Below are 17,264 nucleotides of genomic sequence, written 5' to 3'. Positions count from 1 at the left end.
TCTAAAAAGCTGGTCATCCATCAATGGAACGACCCAATGCGCTTGAGATTACCGAAATTCATCCAGACAAAAAAGGCCTTCCCGACGATATTGCCCTCAGGAACAAAGCCCCAGTAGCGCGAATCGAGCGAGTTGTCCCGGTTGTCCCCCATCATGAAATAGTGGCCCTCGGGCACCTTGCATACAACGCCCTCAACACTGTAACGGCAGTTCTTGCGATAGGCAAAATTGCTGGCGCCTTGCACAAAGGCGGGCACATCCGGGTTGTTCAACAAACGGTGGGGCTGGGTGCCCAGTTGCTCTTCGAACTGTTTGAAGTAGCGCATCGAGTCTTCTTCAAAAAAGTCTGGCAGCGCCTTGGTGTCAATGGCCTGGCCGTTGACCGTGAGGCGCTTGTTGATGTATGCCACCTCGTCACCCGGCACACCCACCACCCGCTTGATGTAGTCAAGGCTCGGCTGGGGTGGATAGCGGAACACCAGAACATCTCCACGCGCAGGCTTGGTGCCCTCGGTGATCTTGGTATGGATCACCGGCAGGCGGACGCCGTAGGTGAACTTGTTCACCAGGATCAGGTCGCCCACCAGCAGGGTGGGAATCATCGAACCCGACGGGATCTTGAAGGGTTCAAAAAGAAACGACCTCAGAACAAACACGGCAACGATGACCGGGAAAAGCCCCGCCGTCCAGTCCAGCCACCAAGGCTGCATGAGCAGCCGCCCCTTGGCCTCCTGCACATCCACATCGACCTTCTGGATGCCCATGCGGTCCAGCTCCGCACGGCGTGCGGTCGCCGCATCTTCGACGGCCTGGGCGGCTCGGCGGCGTTGGGGCAGAAAGTAGAAACGCTCGGCCAGCCAGTACGCGCCCGTGACCACCGTGGCCAGGAACAACAGCAAGGCGAAATTGCCTTCGATGGCACCAAAGTACCAGGCCCCGATATAGCCACCAAATGCGGCCAGCACCAGGGATGTGAAAATCTGCATGAACTGGAGCATCAGTCTTCCACCTGCAAAATGGCCAGGAATGCCTCTTGTGGCACTTCGACCGATCCGATCTGTTTCATGCGTTTCTTGCCTGCTTTCTGCTTCTCAAGGAGCTTGCGTTTGCGGCTGACATCGCCGCCGTAACATTTTGCCAGCACGTTCTTGCGCAGCGCCTTGATGGTTTCTCGCGCAATGATGTTGGCGCCAATGGCCGCCTGGATGGCCACGTCATACATCTGGCGGCTGATGATCTCGCGCATCTTGGCAACCACGGCTCGGCCACGGTACTGCGATTGTGATCGGTGCACGATGATGGACAGTGCATCCACCTTTTCGCCGTTCAGAAGGATGTCCACCTTCACCACGTCGGACGCACGGTATTCCTTGAACTCGTAGTCCATGGATGCATACCCGCGCGACACCGACTTGAGCTTGTCGAAGAAGTCGAGCACGATTTCGCCCAGCGGCATTTCATAGGTGAGCATCACCTGGCGACCGTGGTACGCCATGTTCATCTGCACACCACGCTTTTGGTTGGCCAGCGTCATCACCGGGCCAACATAGTCCTGGGGCATGTACAGATGCACCGTGACGATGGGCTCGCGGATTTCCTCCAGCCGCCCCTGGTCGGGCATCTTGGAGGGGTTCTCGACCATGATCACTTCGCCATCGGCCTTGACCACTTGGTAGACCACGCTGGGCGCCGTCGTGATGAGGTCCTGGTCAAACTCCCTCTCCAGCCGCTCCTGCACGATTTCCATGTGCAGCAGGCCCAGAAACCCGCAACGGAAACCGAAGCCGAGCGCCTGACTGACTTCCGGCTCGTAATGCAAAGAGGCGTCATTGAGCTTGAGCTTTTCGAGCGCATCGCGCAGCGAGTCATATTCGCTCGCCTCAGTGGGGTACAGCCCGGCAAACACCTGGGGCTGGATTTCCTTGAAGCCGGGGAGCGCCTCGGCGGCAGGGCCCGCATTGTTGGGCAATTTCTTTTCGAGCGTGATCGTGTCACCCACCTTGGCAGCCTGCAGCTCCTTGATACCAGCGATGATGTAGCCCACCTGCCCTGCGTCAAGCGAGTTGCGCGGCTCGTTGGCGGGCGTGAACACACCGAGGTTGTCCGCGTTGTACACCGCACCACTGGCCATCATCTTGATGCGCTCGCCCTTGAGCAACCGGCCATCGACCACACGCACCAGCATCACCACGCCCACATAGCTGTCGAACCAGCTGTCGATGATCATCGCGCGCAGCGGCCCATCGGCATTGCCGCGCGGCGCGGGCACCTTGGCCACGATGGCTTCAAGGATCTCATCAATACCCATGCCGGTCTTGGCGGAGCAGGGAATCGCGTCGGTCGCGTCGATGCCAATCACATCTTCGATCTCAGCCTTGGCATTGTCGGGATCGGCATTGGGCAGATCCATCTTGTTGAGTACCGGCACCACCTCGACACCCAGATCCAATGCGGTGTAGCAGTTCGCAACGGTCTGAGCTTCAACGCCTTGCGAAGCATCCACCACCAGCAACGCGCCCTCGCATGCCGACAACGAGCGGCTTACTTCGTACGAGAAGTCCACATGCCCCGGTGTGTCGATCAGATTGAGGTTGTAGACCTGCCCATCCTGCGCCTTGTATTGCAGCGCTGCGGTCTGCGCCTTGATGGTTATCCCACGCTCTTTTTCGATATCCATCGAGTCCAGGACCTGGGCCTCCATCTCACGGTCCGCAAGGCCTCCGCAGCGCTGGATCAAGCGATCTGCAAGTGTCGACTTGCCATGGTCGATGTGCGCAATGATGGAAAAATTTCTGATGTGGTTCATCAACGGAAAGCGTCAAGTGATTGAATTAAAACGGAGCACACAAGAAAAAAGGGCGCGTCGAATGGCGACGCGCCCTGAACCAACAATCATTGGCAACTGCGATAGTTGGAGCTTCATTGTAGGCAAAAAGCCCGCAGTAAAAAGCCCATCCGACTGCATCCAAGGGGAGTTGCCAGGGTGCAACAGGGATCTTATCAACAACTTATACACAGTCTGCACAACTACAACGCTGGACAACTTGTGGGTGAGCTGTGGATCGGCTGTGCATGACACCGTCACATCCCGCATCGTGAATCAACGTCCAGTCAATATATGAATTAGCGTTGAACAGGGGCCTCTATTCTATCGAAATCAGTTGATAGGCCCTCATAAAGTTAGCCAAGGCTAACTTTCAACATCGAAAGAAGGAAAAGACAAAAAAACCAAAATGCCCACACCTCCGACAAAGGCCTGCTGCAAACGTGGGGAAATGGGTCAACCCATCCCCACATCTGCCACAACGCCGCTCGTCATCGGCCGGGACGGATCAAGGCATATTGGGCCCACTCGCCGCGCCGATACAGCACATTGATGGGCTTGTTCTTGTCGGCCTTGGCGAGCACAGCCTCAAACTCCTTCACACCAGACACTTCCGTGTTGGCAATCGCGAGAATCACATCCCCTTCGCGCAGGCCGGCACGTGCTGCGGCCTCTGTGGCGGTCGCGACCAGCACACCGCCCTTGATCTTGAGCTCCTTTTTCTGGGCGTCCGAAAGTTCCGTGACCGCCAATCCCATTTGCTGTGCAGCAGCTGAAGCCTTGGGTTTTTCCTCACGCTCCGCCATTTTGGCCGCTGGCTTGTCGGGCTCAATTTCGGCAATGGTGATGCCCAGGTCCCGCGAAGCGCCACGGCGGAACACGGTCATCGTGCTCTTGGTACCAGGCTTGGTATTGCCCACCAGTCGGGGCAGGTCCGCAACCTTCTCGATGGACTTGCCGTCAAAACGGGTGATGATGTCACCAGCCTCCACTCCCGCCTTGTCTGCGGGTGACCCCGCCTCCACCCCGGTCACCAGCGCACCCTGGGCCTTGCCCAGGCCAATGGACTCCGCAACGTCCTTGGTGACCTGCCCGATCTGCACGCCGATACGGCCCCGTGTCACCCGACCGGATGCGCGCAACTGCTCACTCACGCGGATGGCCTCGTCCATCGGAATCGCGAACGAAATGCCCATGAATCCACCCGAGCGCGAATAGATCTGGCTGTTGATCCCCACCACCTCGCCACGCATGTTGATGAGCGGGCCGCCCGAGTTGCCCGGGTTGATGGCCACATCGGTCTGGATGAACGGGAGGTAGTCCCCCGTATCGCGCTGCTTGGCACTCACAATGCCCGCAGTCACCGTGTTCTCCAGCCCGAAGGGCGATCCAATCGCCATCACCCATTCGCCCACCCGCAAACGCCCCACATCGCCCACCTTGACGGCAGGCAGGCCCGAGGCCTCGATCTTGACCACCGCCACATCGGTTCGCTTGTCCGCACCAATGATCTTGGCTTTGAATTCGCGCTTGTCGGTCAGCGTGACGATCACCTCATCAGCGCCGTCCACGACATGCGCATTGGTCATCACAAACCCGTCCGCAGTCAGGATGAAGCCAGAACCCACGCCGCGCGGCTGCTCATCGTCTTGCGGCCGCTGAGGACGTTGCTGCCTGGGCACATTGGGGATCGGCACGCCAAAGCGGCGGAAGAACTCCATCATCTCCTCATCCATGCCGTTTGCACTTGCACGGCTCGACGCTTTTTCTACCGTCCGAATATTGACCACCGAAGGACCCACCTGGTCCACCAGATCCGTAAAGTCTGGCAACCCACGAACCGCTGCAGCAGGTTGTGCCAAGGCCGCTTGGGGCAAACCCATGCCGCCAGCAGCCCCTGCGAACATGCATGCAAATGCCAGGGAGCGCAGCGCATTTCCATCGAACTTCGACATCATCGACCTTTCGTGATTGGTAGCAAATACAGTCATCAAACTGTGTGTAACTGTGAAGAGTGTGCGGCCATTTGGTTCCCGTATCGCAAATGCACTTCGCATGCCCCTGCAAACGGCCCCGCCACAGCGCAGGCTCAGAGAAAGCAGCCGCCAGCATCACGCCCGCTGGCTTCAGGGTCAGCGTGTGCGCTCCAACTGACCTGCAAACAGGCGAAGGGTCTGCAAAGGAACCTCCCCCACTGCTGTGAGCCATACATCGGGCAGGATCCGTTGCGCAAGAAGCTGCGTGGCCCCCATACCCGAGACCTGGGGCTGGGAGGGGTGTCGCTGGGGATCAAAGGTCTCGATGAACAGTGAGACCGATGCAAGACCATCGGAGTACAGGCACTGCAAGACACCCTGCGCACCGTCGTCAGCAGACACAGTGCGCCGATGGCAGCTCACCGGAACAAAGCCAGCAACCGGCTGACGAAGCACCCAGCCCTCGGCCGTGGCCGTGGTCTTGATCACAACCGGCGCCACCACCTTGTAACCAGCGGTCGCGTCCATCAGGCGTGAAAGCTGCTCCACGCGAACGGGGGCGTTCAAGTCCAACTCCGAGAATGCAGCCTGCTCCAGAACGCGTCCGTTCGCGCCCAAGGTCTGCAGCTTCACGACCAGACCGGTCTCCCGCTCGCTCCACAGCTTGTAGCCAAAACGCAGCGAGTCCACGGGTTTGAACCACACCACGTCGGCAACAAATCCTGCAACGCGCTCTTGGCCCACAGGGCGTGCGGCATAGAACTGGGATATGGAAGTGCCCTCAACCACCGGAACTCGTGGAAACAGCCCAGAGGCATCCCGTCGATCCGACCGCACCACACGCGACTGTGGCCAGAACGTACGTACCTCGTCGTTGCGCCGAAAAATGGTCCGGGGAGTGCCACTGAGAGCCTCCACGCGCTCCATCTGCTGCGCCCCTTCACAGGCGTGCCAGATGCGTGAACTGGCCATCGCTCCGGAAGCAGCCAGCACCACAAAGGTACCGGCATACGGGCGCGCGCAGGGCGCACTGTGCATGCGCTCGATCCACTGCAGAATACTGCGCTCCGCAGGCGCGGGAGCCGCCTCTGCTGCCGAAGAAACACCCCCCTCAGCCGACGAGACCCCTGCCGATACGGAGAGTCCTGTCACACACAGGGCAGCAACCACCCCGTGTTTGAACTGCTGCGGCAGTGCTTTCAACCAAACGCACAAAACTCCCGGGTAGCTCATCACACAATCTCACCACGCCAGCAAGCCACTCCCGGCTCAGCGGCTGGGCGTCTCAAAGGTGGCATTGCGCAAAAATCCTGCAGGCATCTGCAATGCGGATGTGCTGCCAAACTGCTTGTGTGCCGCCAGCAACTCATCCAGGCGGGGATCCCGAATCATCACCTGCGCGCCACCATCGGCATCAGCCACTGCGACAACAGGGGCACCGGAGCTGGGGCCATTCGCACCCGACTCGGGAGAGATGGCCAGCTGGGCTCCACCCGTGGCGCCGGGTGCACCATTGCCTTGCAACGTGGCCAAAGAGGTCCAACCAATCGCCGCAACTGCCGCCAAAGACGCAAAACCCGCGACCATTTTCCAGCGAAAGACCGACGCATTGGCAGCTTCCGCCATTGCCGGGGCCACCACATCGACCTGCGGCACAACAGCGGCCGCAGGACGTACGACAGGCCCTTCCTTGGCCAGTTCATCACGCAATCGCGCCATGAAGTTCGGATTGGCAGGTTGCGCGAGGTCGGAAGAACGCAATACATCTCCCACCAAATGGTAGAGCTGCCAAGTGGCATGGCCTTCGGCTTGCGCCGCATAGGCCAGGGCGTCCGCCACCTCGTCCCCATGCAACTGACCATCCGCCAGTGCCGACAATTGCTCGCGCCTGCTTATCTCAGCCACCACAGCACCGCCCACCAATCCATCACTTCGTACAGCGTTGTTCATTTCATTACCTCACCACCGTTTGCCTGACTGGTTCTCAAGCAGAGGACGCACTTTTGCCGAAATGGCCTCTCGCGCCCGAAAAATCCGTGACCGCACCGTGCCGATGGGGCAATCCATGGCCGTCGCAATCTCTTCGTAACTCAGCCCTTCAATCTCGCGCAACGTTACCGCCTGGCGCAGATCGTCGGGCAACGCCTCCATAGCCGCATTCACGGCTTGCGCGATTTCTCGGGCAGCGAGTACGGTTTCGGGGGTTTCGTCGCTGGTTAGTTCGTGTCCGAGGCGGGAAGTTTCATCTTCGTCCTCGTTCCCCCGCAAAGCGTTCTCAGAGATGACCGGATTGCGTTTCATGTCCATGAGCGCCTTCTTGGCGGTATTGACAGCAATCCGGTAGAGCCAGGTGTAGAACTGCGCATCCCCCCGAAACTGGTGCAGCGCGCGGTAGGCCCGGATGAACGTTTCCTGCGCTATGTCTTGAACGATGTCGGTGTCCCGCACCATCCGGCCAATGAGACGCTCGATACGGCGCTGGTACTTGATGACCAGTAACTCATAGGCACGCTGATCGCCCGCTACCGCGCGCTCCACCAGTTGGAGGTCGCTATCTTCGGAAGGGGAAGGCGGAATTACAGTCATGGATACTCAGGATTCACGCCCACGGCTGCTGGCCGGGGCGGTTTCGTCAGCGTTGTCAGCGCCCGGTCTGGCGCGCGAATATACCGCACGCCGCAGATCCAGCCAACGCTCGGGCTGCGCGGAACACGCCAGCCACAGCCAAGTGCGGCGGTGCCCCACCGGAATGACATGCAGCCACAGATATGACTGCAAATCGAGAAGGACTTCAGGAGGCCCGGACAATGCCATCCAGGCCGCCCCGGATTTCGGAGCCACCAGCGTCCAGGTCTGGCCGTCCCAGTGGATACCACCAGAGAATTGACAGAACCAAAAATGGAATGCGCTGGCGGCAGCCAGACACCAGAGACCACCCGCCATCGCTGCGGGCCATGGGGATGCAGCATCACCACTTCGAACGAGCCAAGCGCCCAGCCCCGCTGCGCTGGTCAGCAACAATGCCCCCAGCAAGCCCCCGAGCAGGCGGCTGCGCCGCAGGGGGTAAAACACAGAAGGTGGTCGCCGCGAAGTCACACCCACGAAACGCTACCAAGGCTGTGTCGCCTGCTTAACACGGAACATAGGCCCGTGCCGAGCAACCAACGATTGCAGGAACGCAACAAGACACCACGGCCTCGCCAAGTCGGGCGGGGGTGCACCTGACCCAATGATCAGACGCGCTTGAAAACCAGCGTCCCGTTGGTGCCACCAAAACCGAAGTTATTCTTGACTGCGACGTCGATCTTCATGTCACGCGCCGTGTTGGCGCAGTAGTCCAGGTCGCACTCGGGGTCCTGATTCGCCAAATTGATGGTGGGTGGTACTTTTTGCTCATGCAAGGCCAGCACCGTAAAAATGCTTTCAATACCGCCCGCACCACCCAGCAAATGACCGGTCATGGATTTGGTGGAACTCACCACAGCCTTGTAAGCATGGTCGCCCAAGGCCGCCTTGATGGCATTCGTCTCATTAATATCACCCAGCGGCGTGGAAGTGCCATGGGCGTTGAGGTAGTCAACTTGATCGGCATTCATGCCGGCATTGCGCAGGGCGTTGAGCATGGCACGGCGCGGACCATCCATACTGGGGGCCGTCATGTGGCCTGCATCGGCGCTCATGCCAAAACCACCTAATTCCGCATAGATCTTGGCACCACGGGCTTTGGCATGCTCGTATTCCTCCAGCACCATGACCCCGGCGCCCTCACCCAAAACAAAACCATCACGGTCCTTGTCCCAGGGGCGGGAAGCGGTCTTGGGGTCATCGTTGCGGGTGGACAGGGCGCGCATGGCAGCAAAACCACCAATGCCCAGCGGCGACACCGTGGATTCAGTGCCGCCCGCCACCACCACATCCGCATCACCGTATTCGATCATGCGGCCAGCCTCGCCAATGCAATGCAGGCCGGTTGTGCAGGCCGTCACGACCGCAAGGTTCGGCCCCTTGAAGCCAAAGCGCATGGACACATGGCCCGCCACCATATTGATGATGGACGCTGGCACAAAGAACGGCGTGATGCGCCGCGGACCGCGACTGACCAGTTCCGCGTGGGTATTCTCGATCAGTGGCAAGCCACCAATCCCCGAACCGATCACGCAGGCTATGCGTGTCGCAAACTCTTCACTGAGCGCTTCACCCGTGGGCAGACCGGCATCTTCAACCGCCTGTGCAGCAGCTGCAATGCCGAAATGGATGAAGCTGTCCATCGCGCGCGCATCCTTGGCGCTGATGTACGACTCCAGGTCAAGACCTTTGACCTCCCCTGCAATCTTGCAAGCAAAGTTCGACGTGTCGAACTTGGTGATGAGGTCAATACCGGATTTTCCGGCAAGGAGATTGGCCCAGGATTCGGCCACCGTGTTGCCCACGGGGCTGACGCATCCCAGGCCGGTCACGACAACGCGACGACGGCTCATGCGTAAAAACCTTCTGTTGATCGCTTGAGTCAGGCGCAGTGCGCCGCTCAGGCCTTCTGGTGGGTGTTGGCGTAGTCGATGGCGTTTTGCACCGTCGTGATCTTCTCGGCGTCTTCGTCAGGGATCTCGATGCCGAATTCGTCTTCCAGTGCCATCACCAGTTCCACCGTGTCGAGCGAGTCGGCACCGAGGTCTGCCACGAAGGCCTTTTCATTGGTGACTTGGGACTCTTCCACACCGAGTTGTTCGGCAATGATTTTTTTGACGCGTGCTTCGATATCGCTCATGGTTTCCCTCTGGGGGTTGTGAATGAATCCGCGATTCTAGCCGCTTAAGGAGAAGCCCCTTAGCAGCCCGCCGTCCGGATGAACCGGCGTTAACTTGTCTCAATTACATGTACATGCCGCCATTGACATGCAACTCCTGCCCGGTCACGTACCCTGCTTCGCGCGAAGCAAGGTAGGCCACGGCATGTGCGATGTCCTGCGGCTTGCCCATATGCCCCAAAGGGATCTGGGCGTTGAGGGCTTTTTGCTGTTCTTCGGGCAGCACCGACGTCATATCCGTCTCGATAAATCCCGGCGCTACGCAATTGACCGTGATGCTGCGGCTGCCCAGTTCGCGGGCCAGTGCACGGGTCATTCCCGCCACTCCAGCCTTGGCTGCCGCGTAGTTGGCCTGACCAGCATTGCCCGATGCCCCCACCACACTGGTGATGCTGATGATGCGCCCGAATCGCTGTTTCATCATGGGGCGAATCGCCGCGCGGCTCACGCGGAAAACTGCCTTGAGATTGGTGTCCAGCACCGCATCCCAGTCATCGTCCTTCATGCGCATGGCCAGGGTGTCGCGGGTGATGCCCGCATTGTTGACCAGCACATGCAGACCACCCTGCTGCTTGACGATGGAATCCATCAACGCCTCGATGGCAGCTCCGTCATTCACATTCAGATTGGCGCCACGGCAGCCGGGGTAGGCCGCCAGGGCCTGGCTGATGCGCTCGGCGCCATCGTCCGTCGTGGCCGTGCCCACCACCTGGTAGCCACGTACCGCCAGCTCGAGCGCAATGGCCGCACCAATGCCGCGCGATGCGCCTGTGACCAACGCCACTTGCGCGGCCGATGAGGATTGCGTCATGCCAACAACTCCCGGGTTTCGGCCAGCGTGGCCATATCAAACAGTGCCGCACCCACCAGCTCAGGATCGATGCGCTTGGTCAGACCCGCCAGCACTTTGCCAGGGCCACTTTCAATAATATGGGTGACCCCCCGGGCCTTGAGGGCCAGCACACACTCCACCCAGCGCACGGGGCCAAAGGCCTGGCGGTAGAGCGCGTCTCGGATCGCATCAGCATCCTGTTGCACCGCGACATCCACATTGTTCAGAACCGGAATCTGGGGCGCAGCAAGCGCCACATCCGCCAGCGCCAAGCGCAGCTTCTCAGCGGCAGGCTTCATCAGGCTGGAGTGAAAAGGGGCAGACACCGGCAATGGCAGTGCGCGCTTGGCACCTGCCGCCTTGAGCATTTCGCAGGCCTTTTCGACGCCGGCCTTGGTGCCCGCAATGACGGTCTGGACGGGGTCGTTGAAATTAACAGCCTCAACCACTTCTGCCGTTCCCACACCGAACGAGGACACTGCCTCGGCACATCCTGCGATGACCTTGGAAGCCTCCATCCCCAAGATGGCAGCCATGGCCCCAGTGCCGACCGGCACGGCCTCCTGCATGGCAGCTGCACGCAGGCGCACCAGCGGCGCCGCCTGGGCCAGCGTCAACACACCTGCGGCAACCAACGCCGAATACTCGCCCAGAGAATGCCCCGCAACAGCGACCGGTGCAGCACCACCTTCTGCACGCCAGACACGCCATGCAGCCACCCCAGCCACCAGCATCACCGGCTGCGTGTTGGTGGTCAGGGCCAGCGCCTCCTTGGGACCTTCCTTGATCAACAGGCCGATGTTTTCACCCAGGGCATCCGAGGCTTCCTGCACGGTCTGGGCCACCACCGGGTGATCACCCCATCCGTCGAGCATGCCCACCGATTGCGAGCCTTGTCCCGGAAAGACAAATGCAAAAGACTTCATGAAAAATCCAAAAATATGATTGAAATTGATGCCTAGCGCTTATCCATCAAGCGCCAAAAGCTATAATTTCAGGAGCACCGCACCCCAGGTAAAGCCGCCGCCCACACCTTCGAGCAGCAGGGTCTCACCCTTTTTGACCTGGCCCGCACGCACCGCATGGTCCAGCGCCAGGGGGATAGAGGCTGCCGAGGTGTTGCCATGCTGGTCCACCGTGACCACCACCTTGTCCATGGACAGCTTGAGCTTGCGGGCCGTGCCCTGCATGATGCGGATATTGGCCTGGTGTGGAATCAGCCAGTCAATATCGGCCTCGGTCAGCCCCGCCTTGGCCAGCACCGCATGGGCGGCCTTCTCCAGCACGCCCACCGCCAGCTTGAAGACAGCCTGCCCGTCCATCTTGAGGACAGGGTCCCCCAGGACCTTGCCACCCGACACGTTGCCGGGCACACACAGGATGCCGACATGTTTGCCGTCGGCATGCAGGTCGCTGGACAGGATGCCCGGCGTTTCCGATGCCTCCAGCACCACTGCACCAGCACCATCACCAAACAACACGCAGGTCGTGCGGTCATTGAAATCCAGAATACGGCTGAAAACTTCTGCCCCAATGACCAGCGCGCGGTTGGCAGCACCCGTCTGGATCATGGCATCCGCCACGGACAGGGCATAGACAAAACCGCTGCACACCGCCTGCACATCAAACGCAGGGCAACCATTGGCTCCCAGCTTGTTCTGCAATATGCAGGCGGCCGAGGGAAACACCATATCCGGGGTGGACGTGGCCACGATGATCAGATCAATGTCGGTCGGCAGAAGGCCCGCCGCCTGCAAGGCATTGCGCGCAGCCTCCAGGCCCAGATCGCTGCAGGCAACATCAGGCGCTGCAAAGTGGCGCGCGCGGATGCCGGTGCGCTCCACGATCCACTCATCTGAGGTTTCGATGCCGCGCTGGGCCAGTTCAGCCACCAGATCAGCGTTGGTCAGCCGGCGCGGGGGCAGGTAGCTGCCGGTGCCGGTAATGCGGGAGTAGCGTCTCATCAATGTGTCATCGTCGCCGCAACGCCAGGCTGGGGCTGGGCATCCGCAGGCACCAGAAGCGGCGCTGCGTGCGCAATCCGGGTCCGGACGCGGTCGAGCAGGTTGTTGCGGGCTGCATCATACGCCCGGTTCAAAGCCTGCTCGAACGCCATTGTGTCAGCCGACCCATGGCTCTTGAACACCAGCCCGCGCAGCCCCAGGAGCGCCGCGCCGTTGTAACGGCGGTAGTCCATGCGCTTCATGAGCGCTTTTAAGATCGGATACGCGGTGATCGCAGCGATTTTAGTGAAGATGTTGCGAGAGAACTCCGTTTTCAGGGCACCAATGATCATCGATGCCACCCCTTCACTGGCTTTGAGGGCCACATTGCCCACAAATCCGTCGCATACCACGATGTCAACGGTGCCCTTGAAAATGTCATTGCCTTCAACATTTCCATAAAAATTCAAATCACCGGAATTGGCTGCAGATCGAAGCAATTCCCCGGCCTTTTTGATTACTTCACTACCTTTGATCGCCTCTTCACCGATATTGAGCAAACCGACGGTGGGCTCCCCGCCATCCCGAAGGACCGAAACCAAGGCAGAGCCCATCACGGCAAACTGCAGCAAATGCTCGGCGGAACAATCCACATTCGCCCCAAGGTCCAGCACCGTGGTGGCACCACCTGCGGCGTTGGGCAATTGCGTCGCAATGGCGGGGCGGTCGATGCCGTCCAGCGTCTTGAGGAGATACCGGGCAATAGCCATCAGCGCGCCGGTATTGCCTGCCGAAACGGCCGCAGAGGCCGCGCCATCCTTGACCTGCTGAATCGCCACGCGCATGGAAGAATCTTTCTTCTTGCGCAGAGCCACCTCGACAGGATCATCCATGGCCACCACTTCGGTAGCAGGAATGATCGTGGCACGGTCGTGCGAAAACGATTGCAGACTATCCACCAGGCCGACGAGCAGCAGGCGGGCATCAGGGTGTGTATCGAGAAACTGGCGGCACGCCGCGAGCGTGACGCGGGGGCCATGGTCGCCCCCCATGCAGTCAACAGCCAGTGTGATCATGGGCGACTTGTCCGGCCGGCCAGGAGGGCCGGAAAAATAAATACGACGGTCAAAACAAAGGCCCGCGCTACGGTTTCAGTAGCAACGGGCCTTTGGATGGGGCGAAGATCAGGCTTCAGACTTGTTCTTCAGCACCTGACGGCCACGGTAGAAACCGTTGGGGCTGATGTGGTGACGCAGGTGCGTTTCACCGGTGGTGGGTTCCACAGCAATGCCTGGCACATTCAGGGCATTGTGCGAGCGGTGCATGCCGCGCTTGGAGGGGGACTTTTTGTTTTGCTGAACGGCCATGATGGCTCCTGATCTGGAATAGGTTGGTAAAAACGCGATCAGCCCAAAAGACACGATGGGGTTCGCGTGAAGCCCACGATTATAACCCAAATGATTTTTGGGTCGTCCAATCAGCCCTTGTTGTCTTTGCGCAGTGCGGCCAACGCCGCAAAAGGATTGGGCTTTTCGTCGTTGGCTTCCTCAAAATCGTCGTCCGAAGAAGCCAGTGGTACTACGGTAGGGCACTCGTCGTGTTTGGGCACCACGGGCAAGGCCATCAGCAACTCATCCTCAATCAGCTCGTGAAGGTCAAACTCGCGGCTCATGGCCAGCAGGTCTTCTTCGCTTTCGTCGTCCAGAGCCTCTGCGGTGGCCTCGTCGGCCACGAAGCGAAACTCACGGTCCACCTCCAGCGGCACACCCACCGGCGTCATGCAACGCTGGCATTCCATGGGGAAGCTCGCAGTAACCTTGATATGCAGCCACACCTGGCCCATGCCGCCCAGTGCCGTGCGCACTTCACCCATAGCCTCCCAGTCCACCATCAGGTCCGGGTGCAGGCCCTTGGCCTCCTGGGCCAGGCGTTCGTACTTCAGCAGTGAATCGTGGCCCGCCAGCCGACCGCCCGCCTGTGCAAAGGCTTTCACGTCGAGGCGCTGGGGGGAGAATTCCTTGGTCATGGCGGCAGTGTAAGAGAATCGGCGCATGCATCAATCCCCCCCCCTGAAACGCCCTCTGGTATTGGGCTCCACATCGCGGTATCGGCGTGAATTGCTAGAGCGGTTGAACCTGCCTTTTGACGTCACGGCCCCGAAGGTGGATGAAACCCCCCTGCCCGGCGAAGCCCCTCGCTCATTGGCCTTGCGCCTGGCGCTGGCCAAGGCACGCGCCGTGGCGCAACTCCACCCCGATGCGGTGGTAATCGGCTCCGACCAGGTTGCCGACCTCGCTGGCGAGCCCCTGGGCAAGCCCGGCCACCACGAGCGTGCGGTGGCGCAACTGCGCCAGATGCGCAGCCAGACCGTGGTGTTCCAGACCGCCGTGGCTGTGGTGTGTGCCGCTACGGGTTTCGAGCAGATCGACCTGGCCCCGGTGGAGGTGAAATTCCGTGACCTGTCTGACGCGGAAATCGAGCGCTACCTGCGCGCCGAGCAGCCCTACGACTGCGCCGGCAGCGCCAAGAGCGAAGGCCTGGGCATTGCGCTGCTGGACGCCATCCACAGCGACGATCCCACAGCCCTCATCGGACTGCCCTTGATCCGCACCTGCCGCATGCTGCGCGCGGCAGGCTTGGTGCTGCCATGACAAATCCCCCCACCGAACTGCGCTCAGGCGCTCGCAAGGGCACGCTTTATCTCGTGCCCGCCCCCCTCGACTTTGGCTGCGACGCCCAGGTCCCGCTGCAGAATGCCTTGCCCTCGGCCACACTTCAGACGGCTGCACGGCTAACCCAGTGGGTGTGCGAGAACGCCAAGAGCACACGCGCCTACCTCAAACGCATCGACGCACTGCACCCCCTGGCAGCCCCCCTGCAGCAGCAGCAGATCACCGAGCTTCCCCGAGAAGTTCACAAAAAAGGCGACCATGGCGACAAAGGATCAGCCCCGTTCGACGCCCGCCCGCTGCTCGCAGCGGCACTGAATGGGCACGACATGGGGCTGATCAGCGAGGCGGGCATGCCTGCAGTGGCCGACCCCGGTTCGTCCGTGGTGCGCGCGGCACACGACCTCGATATCCCCGTTGTGCCCCTGGTGGGCCCTGTGTCTCTGCTGCTGGCGCTGGCTGCCAGCGGATTGAACGGGCAAAACTTTGCGTTTGTCGGCTACCTGCCCCAGGACAGCCAGGAGCGCATCCAGCGTATCAAGGAGCTGGAAAGCCTGGCCCTCAAGACAGGACAGACCCAGCTTTTTATCGAAACTCCTTACCGCAACGCCGCCCTCTGGCAGGCCCTGGTGCAAACGCTGCAGCCCCACACCCGCCTGGCGCTGGCCAGCGGGCTGACGCTGCCCGACGCACGCATCCGCAGCCAGCTCGTGCGGCAATGGCGCCAGCAACCCACGCCCCCAGACAACCGCACCCCTGTCGTGTTTGCGATGGGCCGCTAAGCATGAACCGTCTATTCACTATATTTTTTATAGCTGTTAGCGCTTATGGTTCAAGCGCTGAGGCCATTATTCGTTGTGAATTGAATGGCAAACCCATCAATATTTCCAACGGTGCCGAAACCGCCGGCCAGTCCGGGCTGGTGCGCTGCCGCGAAGAAGACACCGGCCACCTCCAGCGCGAGCAGGAACTGCGCGACGGAAAGTTCGTGGGCCTGGAGCGCATGTTCGACCGCGAAGGCCGCCTGCAGCGCGAACGCACGGTCAACGAACGCGGCAACAGCCACGGCCGGGTGGCCGAGTTCTGGCCCAACGGCCAGGTGCGGCGCGAAGAAACCGCCGACAACGGCCGCACCCAGGGGGCCGTGAGGCGCTTTGACGCCACCGGCCGCGTGGAGCGCGTGTCGTTCCACGGCGGCGGGCAGGAGCTGTTCTATGTGGAAACCAACAGCAAGGGCCAGCCCACACGCCTGTTCTGCCCGCGCACCAGCGTGCTGCCCGAAGACCGCAAACTCTGCGGCTTTGACGGTGCCACTGACACCCTGCTCCATGCAGACAACGGCGCCAAAACCGCGCAGCTGCACTACGACCAGGGCCGCCTGCTGAGCGCGACCGAATGGACCCGCGACGGCATCGTCGCCGCCCAGCAACTCGTGGTGGACGGTCGGCGTGTGCACCGCAGCTTCACCACCGAGGGCGGCAAAAGTGTGCTGCGCGAGGAACGGGTGTTCGCACCGGATGAGCGCACACTCCGCGATACGCGGGGCTCGCTGCTCAGCGCCAAGCGCTACGGCGCATCCGGCCAGCTGATCGAGCAGCGCAGTTTTGCCGATGGGCGGGAGGTGCAGGTCGAGCGCTGGTACCTCAACGGATTGGTGCGAGAGCGCAGCACCTGGACCGGCGCCGGTGAGCAGGCGCGCGTGCAGCGCGAGATGTACCGTGACGATGGCAAGCTGGCGCGGCGCGAGCAGCTCAATGCCGAGCAATGGCCCGTGGGCACGCAGCAGGCCTTTCACGACAACGGCCGGCTGGCGATTGAAGAACAGTATTCAGCCCCCGATGCCCGGGGACGCACGCGCCTTACGGCCCGCAAGCAGTGGGACGAGACGGGCAAGCTGGTGGCCGACGACACCATCCTGGAAGACGGCTCGCGCCAGCGCAAGGCGGGCGGGCTGGACAGCTAAAAACCACCCTCCTGCCAGCCCTCGGAGGCCGGCACGGCCGACTGCGTCACACCACGTACCGCCACGCAGGCCCAGACGCAAAAAAGCCCCGTGTGGAATCTCCACCCGGGGCTTTTTTTGTGCATGTGACCCGTCCTACCCAGCGTTGACACGTGGACCTTTCAAAAGGGCATGTGTCATGGAATCGAGTGTCAAACGCACGCAGCGCGACTACACGCTGGCCTTTAAATTGGCGGTGGTGGAGCAGGTAGAA

General features: G+C 60.9%; 18 protein-coding genes. 3 read left to right on the top strand and 15 right to left on the bottom strand.

Going from position 1 to position 17,264, the window contains the following annotated elements:
- Nucleotides 1-20: 20 nt before the first annotated feature.
- From lepB to NFX52_RS08520, 15 genes are all read right to left on the bottom strand, one after another.
- Complete coding sequence (lepB, locus tag NFX52_RS08590; protein WP_055399455.1) at nucleotides 21-998, bottom strand: signal peptidase I; 978 nt, start codon at nucleotides 996-998, stop codon at nucleotides 21-23.
- Entirely contained in the window at nucleotides 998-2,806 is a 1,809-nt protein-coding gene (gene lepA, locus NFX52_RS08585; protein WP_055399457.1) for a translation elongation factor 4, read from the bottom strand. The genes lepB and lepA overlap by 1 nt, the downstream gene beginning before the upstream one ends.
- 509 nt (nucleotides 2,807-3,315) lie before the next feature.
- Nucleotides 3,316-4,779: a DegQ family serine endoprotease gene (locus NFX52_RS08580; RefSeq protein ID WP_435301290.1), complete on the bottom strand. Its 1,464-nt coding sequence runs from the start codon at nucleotides 4,777-4,779 to the stop codon at nucleotides 3,316-3,318.
- A 177-nt stretch (nucleotides 4,780-4,956) separates the two neighbouring features.
- Nucleotides 4,957-6,033 carry a MucB/RseB C-terminal domain-containing protein gene (locus NFX52_RS08575; RefSeq protein ID WP_055399460.1) on the bottom strand — a complete coding sequence of 359 codons (1,077 nt, stop codon included), beginning with the start codon at nucleotides 6,031-6,033 and terminating at the stop codon, nucleotides 4,957-4,959.
- 36 nt (nucleotides 6,034-6,069) lie between these two features.
- Nucleotides 6,070-6,750, bottom strand: a complete 681-nt coding sequence (locus NFX52_RS08570; RefSeq protein ID WP_055399462.1) for a sigma-E factor negative regulatory protein — start codon at nucleotides 6,748-6,750, stop codon at nucleotides 6,070-6,072.
- A 9-nt stretch (nucleotides 6,751-6,759) separates the two neighbouring features.
- On the bottom strand, nucleotides 6,760-7,386 hold the full coding sequence (gene rpoE, locus NFX52_RS08565) for an RNA polymerase sigma factor RpoE (protein WP_055399464.1): 627 nt from the start codon (nucleotides 7,384-7,386) through the stop codon (nucleotides 6,760-6,762).
- 6 nt (nucleotides 7,387-7,392) lie between these two features.
- Nucleotides 7,393-7,872: a hypothetical protein gene (locus NFX52_RS08560; RefSeq protein WP_238385660.1), complete on the bottom strand. Its 480-nt coding sequence runs from the start codon at nucleotides 7,870-7,872 to the stop codon at nucleotides 7,393-7,395.
- A gap of 161 nt (nucleotides 7,873-8,033) precedes the next feature.
- Nucleotides 8,034-9,278, bottom strand: coding sequence for a beta-ketoacyl-ACP synthase II (gene fabF, locus NFX52_RS08555; protein WP_055399467.1), 1,245 nt, complete (start codon nucleotides 9,276-9,278; stop codon nucleotides 8,034-8,036).
- Between the two features lie 47 nt (nucleotides 9,279-9,325).
- Nucleotides 9,326-9,565: an acyl carrier protein gene (acpP, locus tag NFX52_RS08550; RefSeq protein ID WP_003058049.1), complete on the bottom strand. Its 240-nt coding sequence runs from the start codon at nucleotides 9,563-9,565 to the stop codon at nucleotides 9,326-9,328.
- 103 nt (nucleotides 9,566-9,668) lie between these two features.
- Nucleotides 9,669-10,415 carry a 3-oxoacyl-ACP reductase FabG gene (gene fabG / locus NFX52_RS08545; protein WP_055399469.1) on the bottom strand — a complete coding sequence of 249 codons (747 nt, stop codon included), beginning with the start codon at nucleotides 10,413-10,415 and terminating at the stop codon, nucleotides 9,669-9,671.
- Nucleotides 10,412-11,362, bottom strand: coding sequence for an ACP S-malonyltransferase (gene fabD, locus NFX52_RS08540; protein WP_055399471.1), 951 nt, complete (start codon nucleotides 11,360-11,362; stop codon nucleotides 10,412-10,414). Before fabD ends, fabG begins: the two co-directional genes overlap by 4 nt.
- Nucleotides 11,363-11,422: 60 nt before the next feature.
- Nucleotides 11,423-12,400: a beta-ketoacyl-ACP synthase III gene (locus NFX52_RS08535; RefSeq protein WP_055399473.1), complete on the bottom strand. Its 978-nt coding sequence runs from the start codon at nucleotides 12,398-12,400 to the stop codon at nucleotides 11,423-11,425.
- Nucleotides 12,400-13,455 (bottom strand): phosphate acyltransferase PlsX, encoded by a 1,056-nt coding sequence (plsX, locus tag NFX52_RS08530; RefSeq protein ID WP_055399475.1) that lies wholly within the window; start codon nucleotides 13,453-13,455, stop codon nucleotides 12,400-12,402. Before plsX ends, NFX52_RS08535 begins: the two co-directional genes overlap by 1 nt.
- A gap of 108 nt (nucleotides 13,456-13,563) precedes the next feature.
- On the bottom strand, nucleotides 13,564-13,746 hold the full coding sequence (gene rpmF / locus NFX52_RS08525; protein WP_005794249.1) for a 50S ribosomal protein L32: 183 nt from the start codon (nucleotides 13,744-13,746) through the stop codon (nucleotides 13,564-13,566).
- A 110-nt stretch (nucleotides 13,747-13,856) separates the two neighbouring features.
- Entirely contained in the window at nucleotides 13,857-14,405 is a 549-nt protein-coding gene (locus NFX52_RS08520) for a YceD family protein (RefSeq protein ID WP_055399477.1), read from the bottom strand.
- Between the two features lie 25 nt (nucleotides 14,406-14,430).
- On the opposite strand from NFX52_RS08520, the gene NFX52_RS08515 reads away from it, so the two are divergent.
- The 3 genes from NFX52_RS08515 (at nucleotide 14,431) to NFX52_RS08505 (ending at nucleotide 17,011) form a co-directional block, all read left to right on the top strand.
- Nucleotides 14,431-15,030, top strand: a complete 600-nt coding sequence (locus NFX52_RS08515; RefSeq protein ID WP_055399479.1) for a Maf family nucleotide pyrophosphatase — start codon at nucleotides 14,431-14,433, stop codon at nucleotides 15,028-15,030.
- Nucleotides 15,027-15,830 (top strand): SAM-dependent methyltransferase, encoded by an 804-nt coding sequence (locus NFX52_RS08510; protein WP_055399481.1) that lies wholly within the window; start codon nucleotides 15,027-15,029, stop codon nucleotides 15,828-15,830. Before NFX52_RS08515 ends, NFX52_RS08510 begins: the two co-directional genes overlap by 4 nt.
- An 80-nt stretch (nucleotides 15,831-15,910) precedes the next feature.
- Entirely contained in the window at nucleotides 15,911-17,011 is a 1,101-nt protein-coding gene (locus NFX52_RS08505) for a toxin-antitoxin system YwqK family antitoxin (RefSeq protein ID WP_055399483.1), read from the top strand.
- Nucleotides 17,012-17,264: the final 253 nt, after the last annotated feature.

Source organism: Acidovorax facilis, from assembly GCF_023913775.1.
Classification (GTDB): domain Bacteria; phylum Pseudomonadota; class Gammaproteobacteria; order Burkholderiales; family Burkholderiaceae_C; genus Acidovorax; species Acidovorax facilis.
Note: the sequence above shows the minus strand (reverse complement) of the source record. Positions and strands in the feature narration are given on the sequence as shown.

What these genes read in the sequence shown, in the direction of transcription:
- NFX52_RS08535 (WP_055399473.1), bottom strand. Translation starts at nt 12,400, where the DNA reads ATGAGACGCTACTCCCGCATTACCGGCACCGGCAGCTACCTGCCCCCG.
- rpoE (WP_055399464.1), bottom strand. Translation starts at nt 7,386, where the DNA reads ATGACTGTAATTCCGCCTTCCCCTTCCGAAGATAGCGACCTCCAACTG.
- NFX52_RS08510 (WP_055399481.1), top strand. Translation starts at nt 15,027, where the DNA reads ATGACAAATCCCCCCACCGAACTGCGCTCAGGCGCTCGCAAGGGCACG.
- lepB (WP_055399455.1), bottom strand. Translation starts at nt 998, where the DNA reads ATGCTCCAGTTCATGCAGATTTTCACATCCCTGGTGCTGGCCGCATTT.
- fabG (WP_055399469.1), bottom strand. Translation starts at nt 10,415, where the DNA reads ATGACGCAATCCTCATCGGCCGCGCAAGTGGCGTTGGTCACAGGCGCA.
- acpP (WP_003058049.1), bottom strand. Translation starts at nt 9,565, where the DNA reads ATGAGCGATATCGAAGCACGCGTCAAAAAAATCATTGCCGAACAACTC.
- rpmF (WP_005794249.1), bottom strand. Translation starts at nt 13,746, where the DNA reads ATGGCCGTTCAGCAAAACAAAAAGTCCCCCTCCAAGCGCGGCATGCAC.
- NFX52_RS08515 (WP_055399479.1), top strand. Translation starts at nt 14,431, where the DNA reads ATGCATCAATCCCCCCCCCTGAAACGCCCTCTGGTATTGGGCTCCACA.
- fabD (WP_055399471.1), bottom strand. Translation starts at nt 11,362, where the DNA reads ATGAAGTCTTTTGCATTTGTCTTTCCGGGACAAGGCTCGCAATCGGTG.
- lepA (WP_055399457.1), bottom strand. Translation starts at nt 2,806, where the DNA reads ATGAACCACATCAGAAATTTTTCCATCATTGCGCACATCGACCATGGC.
- NFX52_RS08570 (WP_055399462.1), bottom strand. Translation starts at nt 6,750, where the DNA reads ATGAACAACGCTGTACGAAGTGATGGATTGGTGGGCGGTGCTGTGGTG.
- NFX52_RS08520 (WP_055399477.1), bottom strand. Translation starts at nt 14,405, where the DNA reads ATGACCAAGGAATTCTCCCCCCAGCGCCTCGACGTGAAAGCCTTTGCA.
- NFX52_RS08580 (WP_435301290.1), bottom strand. Translation starts at nt 4,779, where the DNA reads ATGTCGAAGTTCGATGGAAATGCGCTGCGCTCCCTGGCATTTGCATGC.
- NFX52_RS08575 (WP_055399460.1), bottom strand. Translation starts at nt 6,033, where the DNA reads ATGAGCTACCCGGGAGTTTTGTGCGTTTGGTTGAAAGCACTGCCGCAG.
- plsX (WP_055399475.1), bottom strand. Translation starts at nt 13,455, where the DNA reads ATGATCACACTGGCTGTTGACTGCATGGGGGGCGACCATGGCCCCCGC.
- fabF (WP_055399467.1), bottom strand. Translation starts at nt 9,278, where the DNA reads ATGAGCCGTCGTCGCGTTGTCGTGACCGGCCTGGGATGCGTCAGCCCC.